Genomic DNA, 19347 nt, shown 5'->3' with positions numbered 1-19347 from the left:
GTATGAAGGATAATATAGTAAATGCAGTTGGGCGAGAAATACCACGTTATATAGAAGGAATAGGTGAATTGAAGCCTTATAAAGGTGTATTTGCTTGTGAACCAAAAAGCAGAAAGGTATTACCAAAGATAAAAACAATACATCCTCAGAAAAGTAAATTACTCAGAAACATAAGGGAAAGCTTAGAATTATGTAATATTCATGATGGAATGACAATATCTTTTCATCATCATTTTAGAAACGGAGATTATCTAATAAATATGGTTATGGATGAGATAGCTAAAATGGGGATTAAGGATATAACTGTTGCTGCAAGTTCATTACAATCTGTTCACAGTCCACTTATAGAGCATATAAAAAATGGTGTAGTGACTGGAATACAGACTAGTGGTATTAGGGGAGAACTAGGAGAGGCTATTAGCAGAGAAAAAATATTGGACAAACCAGTAATTATTCGTTCTCATGGCGGAAGGCCAAGGGCTATTGAAGCTGGTGAAGTAAAAATAGATATTGCATTTATAGCTGCTCCTGCAGCGGATAAATATGGAAATGTTAATGGAGTTGAAGGACCAACAGCTTGTGGGTCTTTAGGATATGCTATGATTGATGCAGAATATGCTGATAAAGTAGTTGTAGTAACTGATTATTTAGTAGATTATCCTGCTTGCCCAATAAGTATACCACAAACATTAGTAGACTATGTTGTTGTTGTAGATAAAATTGGGGATCCTAAAGGAATAGTATCAGGGGCTACTAGAATAACAAGAGATCCATTGGAATTATTAATAGCTGAAAAGGCATCTAAAGCTATTATAGCATCAGGATTGATTAAAGAAGGTTTTTCTTTTCAAGCTGGCACAGGAGGAGCTTCATTAGCAGTTGCATATTTTCTGAGAGAAAAAATGAGACAAGAGGGAATTAAAGGAAGTTTTGCTGCTGGAGGAATAAATGGATATCTAGTAGAGATGTTGGAAGAAGGACTGTTTAAAGCTTTATTAGATGTACAATGTTTTGACTTAAAAGCTGTGGAATCTTTAAAGAAGAATCCTAATCACATGGAGATGTCGGCATCATTTTATGCTAATCTTCATAATAAAGGATGTGTTACTAATCAGTTAGATGTTTTGATTTTAAGTGCTACAGAAATAGATACTGATTTTAATGTAAATGTTATCACTGGATCTAATGGAGTTATTATGGGGGCTTCAGGTGGTCACTGTGACACAGCAGCAGGAGCAAAACTTTCAGTAGTCGTAGCTCCACTTTTACGAGGAAGATTACCAATAATAGTGGATAAAGTAACAACTGTTGTTACTCCAGGAGAAACAATAGATGTAGTCGTTACAGAAAGAGGCATTGCAGTAAATCCTAGAAGGAAAGATTTATACGATTTATTCAAAGCTGCAAAATTAGATGTTATGGATATTCATGACCTTAAAGCTATTGCTGAAGAATTGACAGGTGTCCCTGATAAAATTGAAACAACAGATGAAATCGTAGGACTTGTTGAATACAGAGATGGTACTATTATAGATGTTATTAGGAGGGTAAAGTGATAAATCAGGATTTGCTAGAAAGAGTTTTAACAGCAAAAGAAGAAAGGGCAAATTATCAAAAGACATTAATAAGCAAATATAAATTACCATTAATTTCATTGACATTAAATCTACCAGGAGGATATTTACAATACATTAAATGGGATTTAGTTTTTCAGGAAGCAGTACGAAATATTGATAATATTTTTTCGGAAAATATTATGTTTAGAAAAGTAAAGCTCGGAGAATGGGGACCAGAAGGTTTTTGGGTAGTTGATCTATTTGTGCAAGACATTAAGAAAAAAACCATTGAAATAGAGGATAATCATCCTCTTGGTAGACTATTTGATATAGATGTTATAGATATAGATGCGACTCCTGTATCCAGAAGAGATTTTAATATAGAACCAAGAAAGTGTATTATATGCAATAATAAAGCATTAGAATGTTACATTGAAAAAAAACATACTCAAAAAGAAATTAAAAACAAGGTAAATGAAATAATAGAGAAAGGGCTAAAACTGTATGGCAAATAACGATGAAATCAAGGTATCTCAAGATGCAATAAAAATTGGTCAAGCATTAACTGCAGGAATTTTACTGGAAGCATCCTGCTATCCTTCACCTGGATTAGTTAGTCCTTTTTCTATGGGAGCTCATAAAGATATGAATTTTCTTAGCTTTATGTTAGGAAGTTCTGCAATATCTCCTTATTTTACCTTGTTTGGTCAAATAGGAATAAATTGGGATGGGGAAACATTTTTACTTAAAGAGTTAAGAAAGATAGGTATAAATGCAGAAGAACAATTACTTCAAATGACTAAAGGAATAAATACACAAAGAGGAATATTGTTTTTAGGAGGAATTGTTGCTGCAGCATGTGGGAAAACCATAAAATCAGGCAAACTTAATATAAAAAGTATATGCAAAAATGTATCAAAGATATGTGAAGGATTAGTAGAAAGAGAATTGAAGAGTTTGACCCCTAAAAAAGCATGTACTAATGGAGAAAAATTATTTTTGAAATATGGAACAAAGGGAATAAGAGGAGAATTAGAAAGAGGTTTGCCTTCTGTTTGTGATGTATCTTATCCACGATTTATTAAAGGTATGGAGTCAGGGATAGGCATAAATTATTCAATGATAGATAGCTTGTTACATTTAATAATGACGGTGGAAGATACAACTATATTATCAAGATTAGGACCAAATGGGCTAAAAAAAGCTCAGTTAAAAGCTAAGGAAGCTATTGAAAAAGGCTCTGTATATTCGGAACAAGGTAGAAAAGGTATTTTGCAACTAGATGAATATTTTACTAGAGAAAATATTAGTCCTGGAGGATGTGCAGATCTTTTAGCTATAACTGTGGCAATTTATATTCTAGAAGGTAGAGAAATTAAATTAAATGATATATTAAGTGGATACTATAATAAAGCGAAGGAGGATGAAGATGTCACAAAATTTATTTACAAAAATAGTTGAAAAGCATCTAGTTAGAGGAGTGATGAAAAAAGGACAAGATATAGCTATAAAAATAGACCAAACATTGACTCAAGATGCTACAGGAACTATGGCATATTTAGCTTTTGAAGCCTTGGGGTTACCTAGAGTTAAAACAGAGTTATCTGTTAGCTATGTAGATCATAATACACTTCAAACTGGCTTTGAAAATGCAGATGATCACTTATTTTTACAAACTATAGCTAATAAATACGGTATTTATTACTCTAGACCAGGTAATGGTATATGCCATTCTGTTCACTATCAACGATTTGCACAACCTGGGAAAACCTTATTAGGATCAGATAGCCATACACCGACATCAGGCTCTATGGGTATGATAGCTATAGGAGCTGGCGGTATGGATGTTGCCATGGCAATGGCAGGAGAACCTTTTAATTTGAAGATGCCTGAAGTAGTTAATGTATATTTAGAAGGTAAACTTAGAGAAGGAGTTGCTGCAAAAGATATTATCCTTGAACTATTAAGGCGTATGACTGTAAAAGGTGGATTGGGTAAAGTCATAGAATATACAGGACCTGGAATAAAGAATTTAAGCATTCCGGAAAGAGCTACTATAACTAATATGGGAGCGGAACTTGGTGTAACTACTTCAATTTTTCCTAGTGATGAAGTTACTTATGAATTTATGAAAGCTCAAGGAAGAGAAGAACAATGGATTGAGTTATTACCAGATGAAGGAGCAACTTATGATAGTTATATTAGAATCGATTTAGATACATTGGAACCTATGGTAGCACAACCACATATGCCAGATAAAGTCATAAAAGTAAAGGAACTATCAAATATAGCAGTAGATCAGGTGTTTATTGGAAGTTGTACAAATGCTTCATATTCTGATATAGCTAAAGCTGCAGCAATATTAGAAGGAAAATGTGTCCATCCAAGAGTTAGTTTGTGTGTAGCACCTGGCTCAAGACAGGTATTTGAAATGCTGGCTAGAGATGGAATATTACAAAAGCTTATATCTTCGGGAGCTAGAATATTAGAAAGTGCTTGTGGTCCTTGCGTAGGAATTGGACAATCTCCTCCTACAGGTGGAGTTTCAGTAAGAACTACTAATAGAAACTTTATTGGAAGAAGTGGAACGGCAGATGCTCGAGTTTATTTAGCTAGTCCTGAGGTAGCTGCAGCAACTGCTATTACAGGATATATCACTGACCCACGAGAAGTGGTTGACTTAAACATTTTAAAAGATGTTACTGAGCCTGATGAATATATTATTGATGATAGAATGATTATCAAACCAGAAGATGAAGGAAGTAATGTTGAAATAATCAGGGGACCAAACATTAAGCCTATGCCAATAGGAGAAGCCTTAGATGATAACTTAGAAGCAAAGATACTATTGAAAGTTGGAGACAATATTACAACTGATGATATTATGCCAGCTGGATCAAAAATATTACCACTTAGGTCAAACATACCTGCTATATCAGAGTATGTGTACAATGGCATAGATTCTAGTTTCCCAGAAAGAGCGAAAAAGAATAAGCCAAGTATTATTTTAGGTGGTGAAAATTATGGCCAAGGCTCAAGTAGAGAGCATGCTGCTTTAGCTCCTATGTATCTAGGGGTAAAGGCAGTAATTGCAAAATCAATAGCCAGAATTCATAAAGATAATTTAGTTAACTATGGCATTTTGCCTTTAATTTTAAAAGACTATGAAGATTACAATAAGATTTCCCAAGGGGATAAGATATTGTTTAATAATCTAAGAGAGCAGGTTCTTTCAGGAGAAGTAGTAGCAAAAAACGTAAATACCAATGAAGAAATTAGATTATATTTAGATTTATCTGACAGACAAAAAGAGATATTATTGTCTGGAGGCCTTTTAAATTATACAAGAGAAAAGAATAAGATTAAATAGTTATTAAGATTTCATGAATTTTAATGATTTAAATGTATTAAATATTATTTATTAATATTTAATTAAATGAGGAAATTGTATAATGAAATACTTTGTTATGCAATTTCCTAAAATAACAATATGAAGGAGGATAAAAATGTTTAAGAGATTATTAACAATTATTTTAGTAGTATCTATGATGTTATTGGTATTTACAGGGTGTCAAGAAAATAGTAATGAGAATATTGATGAAAATGTTAGTGAGAATGTCAATGAAAGCAAAACGTTCCCAAGTAAAAAAACTGTTGAATTAATAGCTCCAGCTAATCCAGGAGGCGGATGGGATGCAACAGCTAGGGCACTACAAAAAGTTATTACTGAGAATAAATTAGCACCCAATGTTAATGTAGTAGTTACAAACAAACCAGGCGGTTCAGGTTCTGTAGCTTGGGATATGCTAATCAAAAGAAAAGATTCTCATATGGTTGCTTTAGATTCTAGCTATATATATTTAAATGAATTATTAGGAGTAGAAGGTGCACAGCACTATACAGATTTGAAACCAATTTGTACATTGACAAATGAATGGATAGGTTTCTTTGTAAAAAGTGACTCAGAAATTAAAACAATCAATGATGTAATGGATAAACTTAAGAAAGATCCTTCGTCAATTAAAGTAGCAGTAGCACCAGGTAAGGGAAATGATGATCATTTATCAATTTTGTTGACAGCAAAAACTGCTGGTGTTGATTTAACAGAATTCGATAAAAACATTATGGCAACGACTACTGGTGAGTTAATACCTGGATTGCTTGGTGGATTTTATGATCTAATTGTGACTGGAGCAAGTGATGGAATAGAATTTATGAAATCAGGAGATGTAAGGTGTATAGCAATTACTGCTGATGAAAGATTAGATGGAGATTTTGCTGATGTACCAACAATTAAAGAGCAAGGTATAGATGTAGTATTTCCTCATTGGAGAGGTATATTAGGGCATCCAGATATGACTGATGAGGAGGTTGCTTGGTGGGAAGATTTAATTGAAAAAGCTATTGCAACTGATGATTGGAAGGAAGTTTTAGAAAATAATAACTGGGAAGATTATTATGAAAACAGTGAACAGACAATGAAAAGATGGGAAGAAGAGTATAAAATTTATGAAAGCTTAGTTAATGAGATAGACTTAAATAAATAAGTAAGCAAATAAAATAGTTACCATATGCGATATTGTTCTCGCATATGGTAACAAACCTACTATGAAAGAGGTGAAAAATATGAGTAAGAATAAAATTATTGGAATAGCAGGTTTATTAATATCAGCTTTTTATGGATATGGGATAATTAAACTTCCGCAAGCAGGTGCTACATTTTTGTCAGGTACTAAAATTTTTCTGATATTAATTGTGTTTATGACAGTTGTTTTTTCAATAATAATTTTTCTTCAAGATTTCAAAAAAGGCGCTGTTGTTGATAAACTTGTTTTAGATAAAAAAGTCTTAAAAACTATAGGAATATATGTAGTGATATTTGTTATTTATACTCTTATATTTGAAACAGTGGGATTTATTATATCTACAATATTCTTGCTTACAGCATTATTAAGTATATTAAACAAAGGAAAAATAAAAGCGAATTTATTAATAGGTATTATTTTTCCTATAACTATATATTTGATTTTTGCAAAGCTATTTTCTATATCTCTCCCACGAGGACTGATTCGCTTTTAATGATAAGGAGGTGTAGTTATGGGAGAAATACTTAAATCTTTAGGTGACGGTTTTATAGCAATATTAACTTTTAAAAATATTTTATGGATAACATTTGGAGGCTTTTTTGGTACGATTATAGGGATGCTACCTGGTTTAGGGCCAGCTACTGGTATAGCTATATTACTCCCAATTACTTTTGGTATGGATCCAACAACTGCTCTTAGTACGATGTGTGCAATATATTTTGGAGCGATGTTTGGAGGTTCAAGGTCATCGATTCTTATTAATACACCTGGGGATGGTGGGGCAATAGCATCTACATTCGATGGATATCCAATGTCTAGGAATGGTAAAGCTGGTGAAGCTTTAGCAATATCTGCAATTGCTTCATTTATTGGAGGTACAATAGGAGTTATATTAATGACATTTTTAGCTACTCCAATATCTAAAATTGCGATTAATTTTGGTCCACCTCAATATTTTACATTGATGGTATTTGCATTAGTTACAACTTCTTCAATATCTAAGGGAAATATGTTGAAAGGTATGCTTGCAACTTGTTTAGGATTAATGGTTTCAACTATAGGTGCAGATTTTTTGACAGGTACATCTAGATTTACGATGGGTATTCCTGAATTGTATGAAGGTATAGATTTCTTAATATTAATCATAGGGTTTTATGCAATAGGAGAAGCGTTTACGAATTTTGACAAATTATTATACGAAGAGCCAGATGGTAAAAACTCTGAGAAATATGAAATTGGTAAAGTATGGATTTCTAAGGAAGAGTTTAAAGAAACTTTACCTGGAATGATAAGAAGTACACCTATTGGATTTTTTATTGGAATACTTCCTGGAGCTGGAGCAACTATAGCTTCAATGATGGCTTATTCCACTGAAAAAAATCTATCAAAAGATGCTGATACATTTGGAAAAGGTAATATCAAAGGTCTTGCGGCTCCAGAAGCTGCAAATAATGCATGTTCCATTGGAGCATTAATACCTATGTTAACTCTTGGTATACCAGGTTCAGGAACAACTGCTGTTATGCTAGGTGCGTTAATGATGCTCGGTATAAGACCAGGGCCACTATTTTTTACATCACAACCTGATATTGCATGGTCAGTTGTAGCTAGTATGTATATAAGCAATATAATACTTGTAGCTATAAATATCCCTCTAGCTACACAACTTGTAAAAGTAATTAAAACACCTGCAAGGATACTATTACCAATAGTAATAACCTTAGGATTTTTAGGTACGTATGCGTTGAATTTTTCAACTGTAGACTTTTTTATAGTAGCATTGTTTGGTGTAATTGGTTACTTTGTTAAAAAGTTAAAAATACCTGTTGCAACTTTTATATTAGCTTTGATTTTAGGAGAAAAGATGGAAAGCTCATTTAGACAATCTATGGTTTTATCTAATGAAAACTTTAGCATTTTTATTTCTGATCCAATAACTATATTTTTTGTAATTGCAACAGTGCTTTCACTAATTTGGCCTTTCATTTCAAAGAAATTAAAAAAGAGTAAGGTAACAGCATAAAAGGAGATAATGATGTTATATAATATTATGCTGAAAAAAATTTGGTTTATATTGTTCCTAATAGCTTTAGGAGGATATTTTATTCTAAAGAAGACAACATATATATATATTTATATTATAGGAGAAGCTTTTATATTTATTATTGATTTTTTGATCAATAATAAATATTATGATAAAAATAATAGAAAAGCTGTAGTTAAAAGAAATTGGCATATACTAGCTAATTTTTGCCAGTGGACATTTTGGGCTGCAATTTTATATGTTCCTTTAATGACTGGACTTAATTTTGGATATAAAGTGTTTATTTTAATAGATACATTTATAGCTTCAACCTTTGCAACTTACAAGTTTATACATAAAAATATGTAGTTTTAAGCATTAATTTATGTTTATGCCTTAAGTAAATCATTTATATTTTTATTGTTTGTAATTTTGACAATAATATTGACTAGGCATATTACGTGAAAAAGGAGAAGACTATGGGAAGAATACTAATTACTCTTATAGTGGCAGCAGCAGGGGGATTATTAGGGGTAAAGCTTAAAATTCCTGCAGGAGCTATGATTGGAGCCATGTTTTCAGTTGCATTATTTAATATTTTAAGCGGAAAAGCCTCTATACCAGTAAACTTTAGATTAGTTGCACAAATGGTAGTAGGTGGAATGATAGGGTTGAAATTTACAAAAGAAACCATATATCAATTAAAGGAATTAATAGTGCCAGCTATTATTCTAGTAGTAGGATTTATGATTTTTAGCGTTGCATTAGGATACCTGATATATAAGGTTACTGGCTTAGAGTTGATGACTGCTTTATTTAGTACTTCACCAGGAGGACTTACTGATATGACACTTATAGCAGATGCATATGGGGCAGAAACACCTAAGATTGCAGTAATGCATATGATGCGTTTGGTTAGTGTTATTACAATTTTACCAATTGTAATTAAAGCTTTAACTCACTATATAAAAACTCATGGATAAAAAGCACTGGGCTCGTCCCAGTGCTTTATATATTATATGCTTCTAAATCTTTTCTAAACTCTTCAGTAACTCTTTTAAATTCCTTAATATTTTCTGTCATTTTTTCAATTTCATGAGTATATGATGTTACATTTGCACTTACTTCTTCTGAAGAAGCAGAGTTTTCTTCTGCAATTGCAGCTAATGATTCAATATTGTGTGAAACTTTATTAATAGATTCTGTTTCTTCATTAAGCTTATTTATCATAGCTATAAGACTATCAGAAACATTTTTAATGGAAGTTACTGTATCATGATTATTTTTCGCTACATTTGAAAGATTTGTGTTTTCTATTTCTAATATTCTGTATTGATTTTCTATTTGACCTACTACGGTATCTATATCTTTTATAAATGATACTAAATTCTTATTTATATCTCCTACAGCTTCCTTTGATTGTTCAGCTAGATTTCTGATTTCTTCAGCTACTACAGCAAAGCCTTTACCAAATTCTCCAGCTCTTGAAGCTTCTATTGCTGCATTTAATGCTAATAAATTAGTTTGATCAGATATAGCTTCAACGGTTTCAACGATTTTATTTACATCTTTTGCCCTATTTTGAAGAGCTACCCCATTTTCTTTAACTTTAGAGAACTCTTTTAATATGTTTTGAAGATTTGATGATGTATTTTTAAGTTCATTAAAGCCTTTATTGATTTTTTCTACAGCTGCTTCTAGAGATTCTTTACTTTTATTTTCTTCGTCAGATATTAAATTTAATGATTTAATATTAGTATTTAAAAGATAGGCAGATGATTCAGTTTCTTCAGCTTGACTAACTGCTCCTTGAGCTACTTGTTCAACGACTTCTGAGATCTCTCTAGAGGTATTATTCATATTTTCAGAAATCTCATTAAACTTATCACTAAATACATTTAGTTCATCAGTAGTACTTTTAAATCCCACAAAATCACTTTTCAAGATGGATACATATTCCTTTATTCCGTTATTGATATCTTCAAAAAAGTCATTAGTTTTTATATCAATTTCTTCAGAATAGTTCCTTTCTTTTAAATTATTGAGAATTTCCATGATTTTCTTTCTTGGAGCCATTAGTCCTTTAGTTATGATAAATGGGACTAAAAAACTCAATAAAGCAGTAATTGCAAAAGAAATTTCTTTGGTTAAATATAGTGATGATATTATTGATGGTATTCCAACAAAAATAAGTGATGCTATGGCAATTTTAGCTTCCATTTTTTTAATAAATCCTAAAGAGAGAAGTTTATTAAAACCATATGATTTATAATAATATATTTCTTTTTCAAAGGTTATTTGTATCTTAGTAAAATCTTCTGACTTTTCTAAGGTTTTTACATCGATTTTTTCACCATAGTATTTTGCAGCACCTTCAAGCATACCGTGGAAATATCCGAACATACCTCTAGATGATTTATAAGTCATTTCTGCTTTGTTTTTATCTACTGCGTAAACATTTAGTATAGGGGGATTAGCTCCTGGTATTTTTTTAGTTATTACTACATGTATATCATACATTGCTTTTAAGAAGGAGTATAGGTTTTTATATTTGAAAAAAGCAGGATAGTCTTTAGAAAAAGTCAATATATTATCATTACCTATCTCCTTCCATACATCATAGCTAGATTTATCTAGTTTTTTTGCTAAATATTCAACCATGTTTAGTGCATAACTATCTTCTATATCTTCTGTAGGTTTAAATATTCTATCTGGTTCAATATTAGAGGCTTTTAATGCTTCATTAGTAAGCTCATCTCCGTAAATCTTTCTTGATGTTTTAATCCATGCGGATACAATAGTTCCTTTCATATATTAGGGTAAGATTCCCTTTCCCTCCTTTAATGTTTGTTGTTACTATAATATAATAATTAGACTTCATACTACAAATTCCTTCTTTTAATTACAAAATTTATTTCATGACATGAATTGGATGTATTTAATTATATAACAGTTTAAATTGGCTTTTTATTTTAAAAATAAAAACATGCAGGAATTTATATGAAACAAAAAAATATATTTGTTAAGGAACAAGCTATTTACATAGAGATATTTTGGTGCTATACAAGGAGGTAATATCATGAATCACCTAGTTGTATATTCAAGTAAAACAGGGAATACAAAGAAGGTTGCAGAGAATATAGCAAAAGAATTAGATTGCAATATTATCAATCTTGATAAATGTTGTATCGATGATATTGATTTAACAAATGTAGATTTTATATTTCTTGGCAGCGGAGTATATGCTAATAAACTACATGAAAATATTATGAAATTTGTAGAAAACATAAGTCCTTCTAAAAAAAGAAAATTTGCCTTTTTTATAACTTGGTTTGGTAGGGGTAAAAGCGGTGAATTAGCTGTAAAGAAATGCAAAGATATTTTATTAAAGAAAAATCAAGATGTTTGTGAAGATTATTTTAATTGTTATGGACAAGGATTTGTATTTATTAGAAAAGGGCATCCAAGTAAAGATGATTTAGATAAAGCAAAAAAATGGGCTAAATGTATAGTAAATAAAACTCAATGTATTTAAAATTAATTTGGACACTTTTTATTCCTCATACGTTATATAAGTGAAAGCACAAATCGGGGAAGTGATATCGTGAATATTTATATGGTGTATAAAAAATATAACAAAGATTTTTTATCCTATGCAAAATCTATTACTCATAGCGAAGAAAAGGCCTTTGACCTAGTACAAGAATCTTATGTAGCTGCATTAGAAAAAGACGAAATATTTTATAATATGAATGAATATCAAATAAAAAGTTGGTTTTTTACAACTATAAGGAATAAAAATATTGACTACATAAGGAAATATAACAAATTAGCCTATTTACAAGATTATGATGTCATTGATTACAAAGAAAATTTTGAAGAAAGTGCAGCTATAAAAGATTTATTAGATAAATTGCCTGATAAAAATAGGGAAGTATTGTTATTGAAATATAAAATGAACTTAAATAGCAGGGAAATAGGTAAAGTATTAGGGATATCACCTTCAACAGTAAGATCTCGATTGTGTGCTTCATTAAAATTATTAAAAAAATTATTAAAAAATCAATTTTAGGAGGAATGAAAATGTCAAAAATCAAGAATATAGGTATGCTAGATGTAAGAAATATAGATAAAGAATTAGCTGAAAAAATTACACAAATAGAAAATATAGGAATAATTATCGAAAGTGATGAATCACAAGTGCTATTAAGACATTGTAGGAAATTAAATGTAGGAACTAGTTTAAAATTACCGAAGGATTTAAACATAAGGATTATAAGTCAAAATGGAAATATGGAGGTAGATAGAAGCTTTTTAGAAGGATTAACAAACTTAGTGGCCATTGTAGTTAATGGAAAGCTAGTTTTTAAAGATGATGTTGATGCTAAATTAATAAATGAAAAGATATATTCTATTATAGCTAATGGAAGGGTAATATCTAGTAAAAAATTAGCAGGAGTCATTCAATCTAAAGGCAAAATAAATGGGGAGTTTGTTAAGTATAATAATGGATACAAGTTCTTTGATGGTGTAATAAAATTGACAAATAAATTTCTAAAAGGCTTGGGAGTTAATTCGAAATTAGCTTTTAATAAATTATTAGCCATTGAAGAAATTGATTTGAAGCTATTAGAGGAAAAGGTATCAAATATTCAAATATTAGATTCATTAATAATAGCAGATTCATATGAAGAAGAAATATCGAAATATATAGATGAATATTATTCAGTAAATCAAGTCGTTGTTCCAAATAGTGCTAAAGGAATTAAATATATAGCTGGTGATATTTCACTAGATGATAATTCAATAAAAAAGTATGATCACAAAATCTTATATGTTGATGGAGATGTAGAAGTTTTCTTGAAAGACAATATAGCATTTAATGAGCATATTGAATATTTAATTTGTGATACACTTACTTGTAATCAAGAAACATATGATTTAATTAAAGATAGTATAAGTAGTGATGTAGAAATTGAAATCATAAAAGGTAAAATATATAAAAACACAGGAAAGATGATTTTATCTAAGAACTTTAAAGAAGAAACAACTATAAAAAATATGGGCAAACTAATATTTGATGAAAAGCTTGACTATGATGAATTTGAGAAAAGCGATGTATCAATTATAAATTATGGATTAATTGTAGTTCCAGAGGATAAACTTGATATAGTGAAGGATAAGATAAAAGATGATTATGGTTTAGTAAAGTCTAAGGAAGAAAAACAAGAACTGCATGATGAGGAATTGCTTTATGGTAATGTAGGAGAATTGAAGTTATAAATAATTGTTATAGGTTGGCAAGAGATATTATCTCTTGCCAATTTTTGTTTTGAACTTAGCTTTATTGCATATAGCATAAAAAACTAGTAAAATATTATTAAGAGAATATATAATAAGGGAAATTACATAATTACTACAAGGTCAAAATTTTTTATTATGAAATTTTCTCAATATACTTACGAAGGGGTGAAGCAGGATGAAAAAAGGATTTGATATTAAAAAAATTGGCATGATTTTATTAGTTATATCACTATTGATTTTACCACAAGGATTTTATTCAGAAGCGTCAACAAATAACTTAATAAAGGTGAAATTAGATGGGAAATATATTACTTCATTTGCAAAACCTATAGTTCAAAATGATAAAATTCTGCTGCCAATTGAATTTATTGCAGAAAAATTGGGTGCAGAGGTTTATAGGAATTATGAATATAATATTATAACAATTAAAAAAGGTAATAATTTAGCTATTTTACATATTGATAGTCGTTTGGTAATATATCAGAATGAAGGGAAAAGTTGTGAATTAAGTGATGTACCTACTAGGATTATAAATGACAAGGTTTATGTATCATATAAATTATTTCAAAATATATTTGGAGTAAAAGTTAAGTACAATGAGGATAGAAATAAAATTTATATCTATTCAAATAAAAAAGCAGATATAGAGCCATTATTTGACGTAGAGATTTCATCTGTTGAAATGGGACAAACTATTAATGGTAAAACAGATTTAAAAATATCATTTGATGATGATTTAGACAATGCGTCAGAGATAAAATACCTTCTGCTAAATCCAGAAACGGCAAGTGGAGTTATTATAGCAAGAGGAAATAAATTAGATGCAGAATATAATTGGATTCCAAGCCTTGAGGAAAGTGGAGAAAGAGTTTTAGTATCAGCTATATATGATTCTAATGGAAATTTTATAGCAGGAGATGCTGTTTTAGTAAATATTGAAGTTAATCCTAAAGTATTTTTAATTGGATTAGAACAAAATGATTATATTGATGATAATGTATCACTTAGTGTAGATACTAATTTTTTACCTTCCTATGTTGAATATGAGATTACTAATTTACATACAGGAGAGGTAATTTTATCTGGTAAAACTGACCCTTGGGGAACATATACTTGGGTACCAATGGTTGAAAATAATGGTGAATATTCTTTTAGGGTAATTGCTTATGATAGTGAGGATAATGGGTACTCAAGCTCATTAGTTACTGCTAAAATAGAAGTTCCACGTAAACTAGAATTAAGAGGAGTATCTGAGGGAGATACTATAAATAATCCAGTTAGATTATCAACTTTTAGGAATTTTCATGTTAGCGAAACAGAATATGTTTTAGAAGATTTAAGAACAGGCAAAGAAGAAATATTAAAGAAATTTGGATATGGAAGTTACAGTTGGTTTCCAGGACCTGAATATTCAGGGGAAAAAGCATTATTTGTTAGAGTTAAAGATACTAGAGGAAAAACCCATGAGAGTGAAAAGATAAATGTAACAATAAAAGACACACCAAAGGTTATTTTAGAAGGGATAGGTCCTAATCAAGTAATTACAAAACCTGTTGAGTTGAAAGTTAGTAGTAATGTTAATTTAAGTAGTGTAGATTATATTTTTACAAATAAAGATACAGGAAAGAAAGTAGTTATTGCTTCTAACCAAAATCCTTCAGATAGTTGTGTATATACTCCTAATGAAAATGATGAAGGAGAATGGATTGTCAAAGCTGTAGGAAAATATAAGTGGAAAAGCATTGAAAGCGAAGAAATACCTATTAAAGTGTATTTAGGTGAAACATATGGTCCTAAACCTATTATTGAAAAGGATAAGTTTATGGAATTTGCATCACAATTAGCAAAAAATTCTTGGGAGAAGACAGGAATGTCTGCTGCACTGCAGACTGCTCAAGCTATACTTGAAACAGGTTGGGGACAAAGTGTACCAGTCGATAAATATAGTGGACAGTTATCTTATAACCTCTTTGGAATAAAAGGTGAAGGAACTAATGGCTATGTTATATCTAATACATGGGAGCAATATAATGGACAGATTTTCCGTGTAGACGCAAAGTTTAGAGCATATAATAATGTAGAGGAAAGTTGGGCAGATCATAAGAATTTATTACTTAAATTAGACAGATATAAGCCTTTTAGAGAAGTAATGTATGACTATACACAAGGTGCATGGGCAATAAAAAGAGCAGGCTATGCAACAGATTCTATGTATCCACTTAAGTTAATGAGAATAATAAAACAATATAATTTACAAGAACTTGATAAGGTAAAAATTTAGATGCAATGGAGATGTGTTCCATTGCATCATAAATTATAGCGAGGTGTAAGGATTGAAGTATGAAGGTACAGTTTACAGGCCACCAAGTGAAGCCTATAGCTTAATTGTCCAAGTAACTATAGGATGTTCCCATAATAAGTGTACATTTTGTAGTATGTACAAAGATAAAAAGTTTAGAATAAGAAGTTTAGATGAAATATTCGATGATTTATATGAAGGAAGGAATTATTACAATAAGGTTAAAAGAATATTTTTAGCTGATGGTAATGCATTAGTTTTGAAAACAGAAAATTTGAAAAAAATACTTTTAAAAATAAAAGAGTTATTTCCTGAATGTGAAAGAGTAGGTATATATAGTGCTCCTAAAGACATATTGAGGAAAAGTGTAGATGAATTAAAACAATTGAAAGAATATGGATTGGGTATAGCATATTTAGGAATAGAATCTGGTAGTGATACTATATTAAATGAAATAAAAAAAGGTGTTACTTCAAAAGAAATTATCAAAGCAGGTAAAAGAATAAAAGAGTCTGGAATAAAGCTGTCTACAACACTTATTTCTGGCTTAGGAGGTAGAGATAAGTGGCAGGAGCACGCAAAAGAATCTGCAAAAGTTGTAAACAACATAAATCCAGATTATTTAGCATTACTTACTTTGCTTGTGCAAGAGGGGACTGAGATTGATGAAAAAATAAAAAAAGGTGAATTTAAGTTGTTAACGCCTAAAGAAGTGTTAAAAGAAACTAAAGTATTTATAGAAAATCTTTATGTAGATAACTGTATTTTTAGAAGCAACCACGCGTCAAATTATGTAACATTAGGAGGAACATTAAAAAAAGATAAAGAAAATATTTTAAGTGATATAGATAAATATTTAAAGATGGATTTTGATTATAGAGATGAATTATTTAGGAGTTTATAGAAAATATTAGGACGGATAATTTCTTTTCTAGAAATAACCCGTCCTTTTAATAATAGAAACCAAGGTAGGTGTACCAACCATATAACGTTTTTGGTGGAACTTCTTTTACCAACTTATCACTCTTCCTAATATATTTTCAAAATCCTTTCATTTATTTTTACTGCTAAATTACTTTACTAAACACCTAACATTTAAACTAATATTCAAAACTTCAATTTCTAAAACTACCTTATTAAACAAAGTAACTGAAACAACTTAACAACTCACTTACATTTCTGATATTTGGCTGATATAGAGCTACCTTGTTCTATTAATTACATTATACAGCAAAAATGAAGATTTGTAAACATATTTTTCAGAAAATTTAAAAGATTTATTTAAAATACTTTTTTAATTATTTTATTATGCAATTTTCTCATTTATTAAAGTAAAATCATTAAATTGCCGATAATAAAATTGAAAAAGTAATTTGGAGGGGTAGATACTTATGAGGATAGATGGTACACTATCACAAGTAGATTATCAAGGAATTAGTGCTTCAAAAAATGTTGACGCAGTAGAAAAAGTAAAAGAGGTTAAAAATTTTGATAATAACACAACTGCTTTAAATGAAACAGAAAAAAAAGAAATTAATGAAGATGAACTTATTCAAGCAATAAAAGATGTAAACAAAAGTATAAAAGCATATGACAGAAGATTAGAATATTCTGTACATGAAAAGACTAACACAATAATGGTAAAGGTCATAGATACTTCTGATGGCAATGAACGAGTTATCAGGGAAATACCTCCTGAAAAAATTCTTGACATGGTAGCAAAGATGTGGGAATTAGCAGGAATTATAGTAGATGAAAGAGTATAATTTAATATTTTAAGGTGGTGGTAATATGGATACTTCAAGAATTAGTGGGCTTGCGTCAGGGATAGATACAGAAACTATAATAAGTGACTTGATGAAAGCTGAAAGGGTAAAGGTAGACAAGCTTTACCAAGAAAAGCAGCTTCAGATTTGGAAGCGAGAAGCATATAATAACATAAACAAGAGTTTTGCAAACTTTATACTTGACACAAAAAAGGAATTTGGACTTACAACTACTACATATACAGGAGCATTGTTAAATACTTCTGTAAGTAGTCTTTCTTGGGTAAAAGCTGCAACGTCGTCTGATGAATCAATAGCTACTGTTAGTGCTTCAGCTAGTGCTATAAAAGGAAATTATAGTGTTAATGTTCATAGATTGGCTGATGGAGTGACTATGGCCAGTGGCAGTAATATTTCTGTTGGTGATAAGACTAATCTTGCTGAACAGTTTGGACTTGGTAAAAATAAAGATATTGAGAATGAAATTATTAATTTTACTATTAAGACAGAAAACGGTTCAAAGACATTTATATTTGGTAATGTAACTGATGCAGATATAGGAGATACTAAAGACGCAATAATTATAGATAAGACTTTAGATCAAATAAGCTTAAATGATATAGTAGATGCCATAAATTCTGCTACTGTTACAACAGAAGAGGGTGAAGAAGTAAGTTTAGGGGTAACGGCTGCTTATGACAGCACTATAGATAGGTTTTTCCTACAGAGTGATAGCACTGGGTCTAATAGTAAGATTACGATAGAAGATAATAGTACCTTAAGTGTTGGAGAAGATGATGTAGGTAACTTTATATGTGATAAATTAAAACTTAATTTTACTTACTATGATACTGATGAAAATAAACAAGTAACAACTCCTATTGTAGTTGATGGGACAACAACATACAGTGGAGTAGATGCTCAAATTGACTTTGCAGGAGCTACTAATATTACACAATCAACTAATCAGTTTACTATAAATGGTATTTCCTTTGACCTTAAGGGGACAGGTAGTTTTGATGTTAAAGTAGATACTAATGTAGATGAAGTATATGATAAGATAAAAAGCTTTATAGAAAAATACAATGAGATTGTCGATGAGGTAGGAAAAAAGGTAAATGAGAAAAAATATAGCGATTATCCTCCATTAACTAATGAACAGAAAGATGAGATGAAAGACAGTGAGATAGAGCTTTGGGAAGAAAAAGCAAAAAGTGGGCTATTAAGGTCAGATATGCTTTTAACTAGTACAATGCAATCTATAAGAAGCAGTTTATATGAAAAAGTAGAAGGAGTATCTGGTAGCTTTGATCATATAACTGAGATAGGTATAACTACACAAAGCTATGTTAGCGGTGAAGTAGGTGGAAAGCTTCAAATAGATGAAGATAAACTTAAAGAAGCTATTCGTGAAGATGTAAACGGAGTTTTAGAATTATTGTTTAAACAACCTGATTCCAGTTTAACTGATGAAGATGAAATACAGAAAAATAGCGGAATAATTACAAGAATTTATTCAAATATGATAGATGGCATGAAGGACATAATTAATAAGTCTGGGACTGGAGATGATGCTAATTTATATAGAAATGTTCAATCAAATATCCTTATAGACTTTGTTACTGAATATGGTAGTATAAGTACTATTGATAAAGAAATAAGTGATTTAGAAGATAGAATATATAATATGGAGTACTACCTTGATGCCAAAGAAGAAAGCTATTGGGATAAATTTACTGCTATGGAGAAAGCTATTTCTAGTATGAATCAGCAGAGTGCATGGCTCATGCAACAATTTCAAAGTTAATAGTTG

At 30.3% G+C, this 19347-nt stretch carries 17 protein-coding genes; 16 read left to right on the top strand and 1 reads right to left on the bottom strand.

The window, feature by feature from the left end:
* Positions 1–2: 2 nt before the first annotated feature.
* From citF to ACZ41D_RS11465, 9 genes are all read left to right on the top strand, one after another.
* On the top strand, positions 3–1556 hold the full coding sequence (gene citF / locus ACZ41D_RS11505; RefSeq protein WP_464151549.1) for a citrate lyase subunit alpha: 1554 nt from the start codon (positions 3–5) through the stop codon (positions 1554–1556).
* Complete coding sequence (gene citX / locus ACZ41D_RS11500) at positions 1553–2071, top strand: citrate lyase holo-[acyl-carrier protein] synthase (protein ID WP_464151548.1); 519 nt, start codon at positions 1553–1555, stop codon at positions 2069–2071. Before citF ends, citX begins: the two co-directional genes overlap by 4 nt.
* Positions 2061–3017, top strand: a complete 957-nt coding sequence (locus tag ACZ41D_RS11495) for a triphosphoribosyl-dephospho-CoA synthase (RefSeq protein WP_464151547.1) — start codon at positions 2061–2063, stop codon at positions 3015–3017. Before citX ends, ACZ41D_RS11495 begins: the two co-directional genes overlap by 11 nt.
* Complete coding sequence (locus ACZ41D_RS11490) at positions 2986–4926, top strand: aconitate hydratase (protein WP_464151546.1); 1941 nt, start codon at positions 2986–2988, stop codon at positions 4924–4926. Before ACZ41D_RS11495 ends, ACZ41D_RS11490 begins: the two co-directional genes overlap by 32 nt.
* 136 nt (positions 4927–5062) lie before the next feature.
* Positions 5063–6103, top strand: coding sequence for a tripartite tricarboxylate transporter substrate binding protein (locus tag ACZ41D_RS11485; protein WP_464151545.1), 1041 nt, complete (start codon positions 5063–5065; stop codon positions 6101–6103).
* A 79-nt stretch (positions 6104–6182) separates the two neighbouring features.
* The gene (locus ACZ41D_RS11480; protein WP_464151544.1) at positions 6183–6635 is read left to right on the top strand and encodes a tripartite tricarboxylate transporter TctB family protein; all 453 of its coding nucleotides are present in this window, start codon (positions 6183–6185) and stop codon (positions 6633–6635) included.
* A gap of 18 nt (positions 6636–6653) precedes the next feature.
* A complete protein-coding gene (locus ACZ41D_RS11475; protein ID WP_464151543.1) occupies positions 6654–8165 on the top strand; it encodes a tripartite tricarboxylate transporter permease in 1512 nt (503 codons plus the stop codon).
* A gap of 27 nt (positions 8166–8192) precedes the next feature.
* Positions 8193–8534, top strand: coding sequence for a hypothetical protein (locus tag ACZ41D_RS11470; protein ID WP_464151542.1), 342 nt, complete (start codon positions 8193–8195; stop codon positions 8532–8534).
* 110 nt (positions 8535–8644) lie between these two features.
* Positions 8645–9148, top strand: a complete 504-nt coding sequence (locus ACZ41D_RS11465) for an AbrB family transcriptional regulator (protein WP_464151541.1) — start codon at positions 8645–8647, stop codon at positions 9146–9148.
* Between the two features lie 25 nt (positions 9149–9173).
* Here ACZ41D_RS11465 and ACZ41D_RS11460 read toward each other — a convergent pair whose 3' ends face one another.
* Positions 9174–10976 carry a methyl-accepting chemotaxis protein gene (locus ACZ41D_RS11460; protein ID WP_464151540.1) on the bottom strand — a complete coding sequence of 601 codons (1803 nt, stop codon included), beginning with the start codon at positions 10974–10976 and terminating at the stop codon, positions 9174–9176.
* A 268-nt stretch (positions 10977–11244) separates the two neighbouring features.
* On the opposite strand from ACZ41D_RS11460, the gene ACZ41D_RS11455 reads away from it, so the two are divergent.
* From ACZ41D_RS11455 to fliD, 7 genes are all read left to right on the top strand, one after another.
* Positions 11245–11700 (top strand): flavodoxin domain-containing protein, encoded by a 456-nt coding sequence (locus ACZ41D_RS11455; RefSeq protein ID WP_464151539.1) that lies wholly within the window; start codon positions 11245–11247, stop codon positions 11698–11700.
* A gap of 69 nt (positions 11701–11769) precedes the next feature.
* Complete coding sequence (locus ACZ41D_RS11450) at positions 11770–12237, top strand: RNA polymerase sigma factor (protein WP_464151538.1); 468 nt, start codon at positions 11770–11772, stop codon at positions 12235–12237.
* Between the two features lie 11 nt (positions 12238–12248).
* A complete protein-coding gene (locus ACZ41D_RS11445; protein WP_464151537.1) occupies positions 12249–13448 on the top strand; it encodes a hypothetical protein in 1200 nt (399 codons plus the stop codon).
* Between the two features lie 196 nt (positions 13449–13644).
* Positions 13645–15750: a glucosaminidase domain-containing protein gene (locus tag ACZ41D_RS11440; protein ID WP_464151536.1), complete on the top strand. Its 2106-nt coding sequence runs from the start codon at positions 13645–13647 to the stop codon at positions 15748–15750.
* Between the two features lie 52 nt (positions 15751–15802).
* Positions 15803–16672, top strand: coding sequence for a radical SAM protein (locus ACZ41D_RS11435; protein ID WP_464151535.1), 870 nt, complete (start codon positions 15803–15805; stop codon positions 16670–16672).
* A gap of 487 nt (positions 16673–17159) precedes the next feature.
* Positions 17160–17534 carry a flagellar protein FlaG gene (locus ACZ41D_RS11430; RefSeq protein ID WP_464151534.1) on the top strand — a complete coding sequence of 125 codons (375 nt, stop codon included), beginning with the start codon at positions 17160–17162 and terminating at the stop codon, positions 17532–17534.
* 25 nt (positions 17535–17559) lie between these two features.
* Positions 17560–19341, top strand: a complete 1782-nt coding sequence (fliD, locus tag ACZ41D_RS11425) for a flagellar filament capping protein FliD (protein WP_464151533.1) — start codon at positions 17560–17562, stop codon at positions 19339–19341.
* The last annotated feature ends 6 nt before the right edge of the window (positions 19342–19347 follow it).

The organism is Brassicibacter thermophilus (assembly GCF_055378355.1).
This window is presented reverse-complemented; position numbering and strand designations above follow the sequence as displayed.

Bases quoted from the DNA above. Each gene is read 5' to 3' on its own strand.
- ACZ41D_RS11460 (WP_464151540.1), bottom strand. From the start codon at position 10,976: ATGAAAGGAACTATTGTATCCGCATGGATTAAAACATCAAGAAAGATT.
- citF (WP_464151549.1), top strand. From the start codon at position 3: ATGAAGGATAATATAGTAAATGCAGTTGGGCGAGAAATACCACGTTAT.
- ACZ41D_RS11470 (WP_464151542.1), top strand. From the start codon at position 8,193: ATGCTGAAAAAAATTTGGTTTATATTGTTCCTAATAGCTTTAGGAGGA.
- ACZ41D_RS11480 (WP_464151544.1), top strand. From the start codon at position 6,183: ATGAGTAAGAATAAAATTATTGGAATAGCAGGTTTATTAATATCAGCT.
- ACZ41D_RS11455 (WP_464151539.1), top strand. From the start codon at position 11,245: ATGAATCACCTAGTTGTATATTCAAGTAAAACAGGGAATACAAAGAAG.
- ACZ41D_RS11485 (WP_464151545.1), top strand. From the start codon at position 5,063: ATGTTTAAGAGATTATTAACAATTATTTTAGTAGTATCTATGATGTTA.
- ACZ41D_RS11475 (WP_464151543.1), top strand. From the start codon at position 6,654: ATGGGAGAAATACTTAAATCTTTAGGTGACGGTTTTATAGCAATATTA.
- ACZ41D_RS11440 (WP_464151536.1), top strand. From the start codon at position 13,645: ATGAAAAAAGGATTTGATATTAAAAAAATTGGCATGATTTTATTAGTT.
- ACZ41D_RS11430 (WP_464151534.1), top strand. From the start codon at position 17,160: ATGAGGATAGATGGTACACTATCACAAGTAGATTATCAAGGAATTAGT.
- ACZ41D_RS11465 (WP_464151541.1), top strand. From the start codon at position 8,645: ATGGGAAGAATACTAATTACTCTTATAGTGGCAGCAGCAGGGGGATTA.
- ACZ41D_RS11495 (WP_464151547.1), top strand. From the start codon at position 2,061: ATGGCAAATAACGATGAAATCAAGGTATCTCAAGATGCAATAAAAATT.
- fliD (WP_464151533.1), top strand. From the start codon at position 17,560: ATGGATACTTCAAGAATTAGTGGGCTTGCGTCAGGGATAGATACAGAA.
- ACZ41D_RS11490 (WP_464151546.1), top strand. From the start codon at position 2,986: ATGTCACAAAATTTATTTACAAAAATAGTTGAAAAGCATCTAGTTAGA.
- ACZ41D_RS11445 (WP_464151537.1), top strand. From the start codon at position 12,249: ATGTCAAAAATCAAGAATATAGGTATGCTAGATGTAAGAAATATAGAT.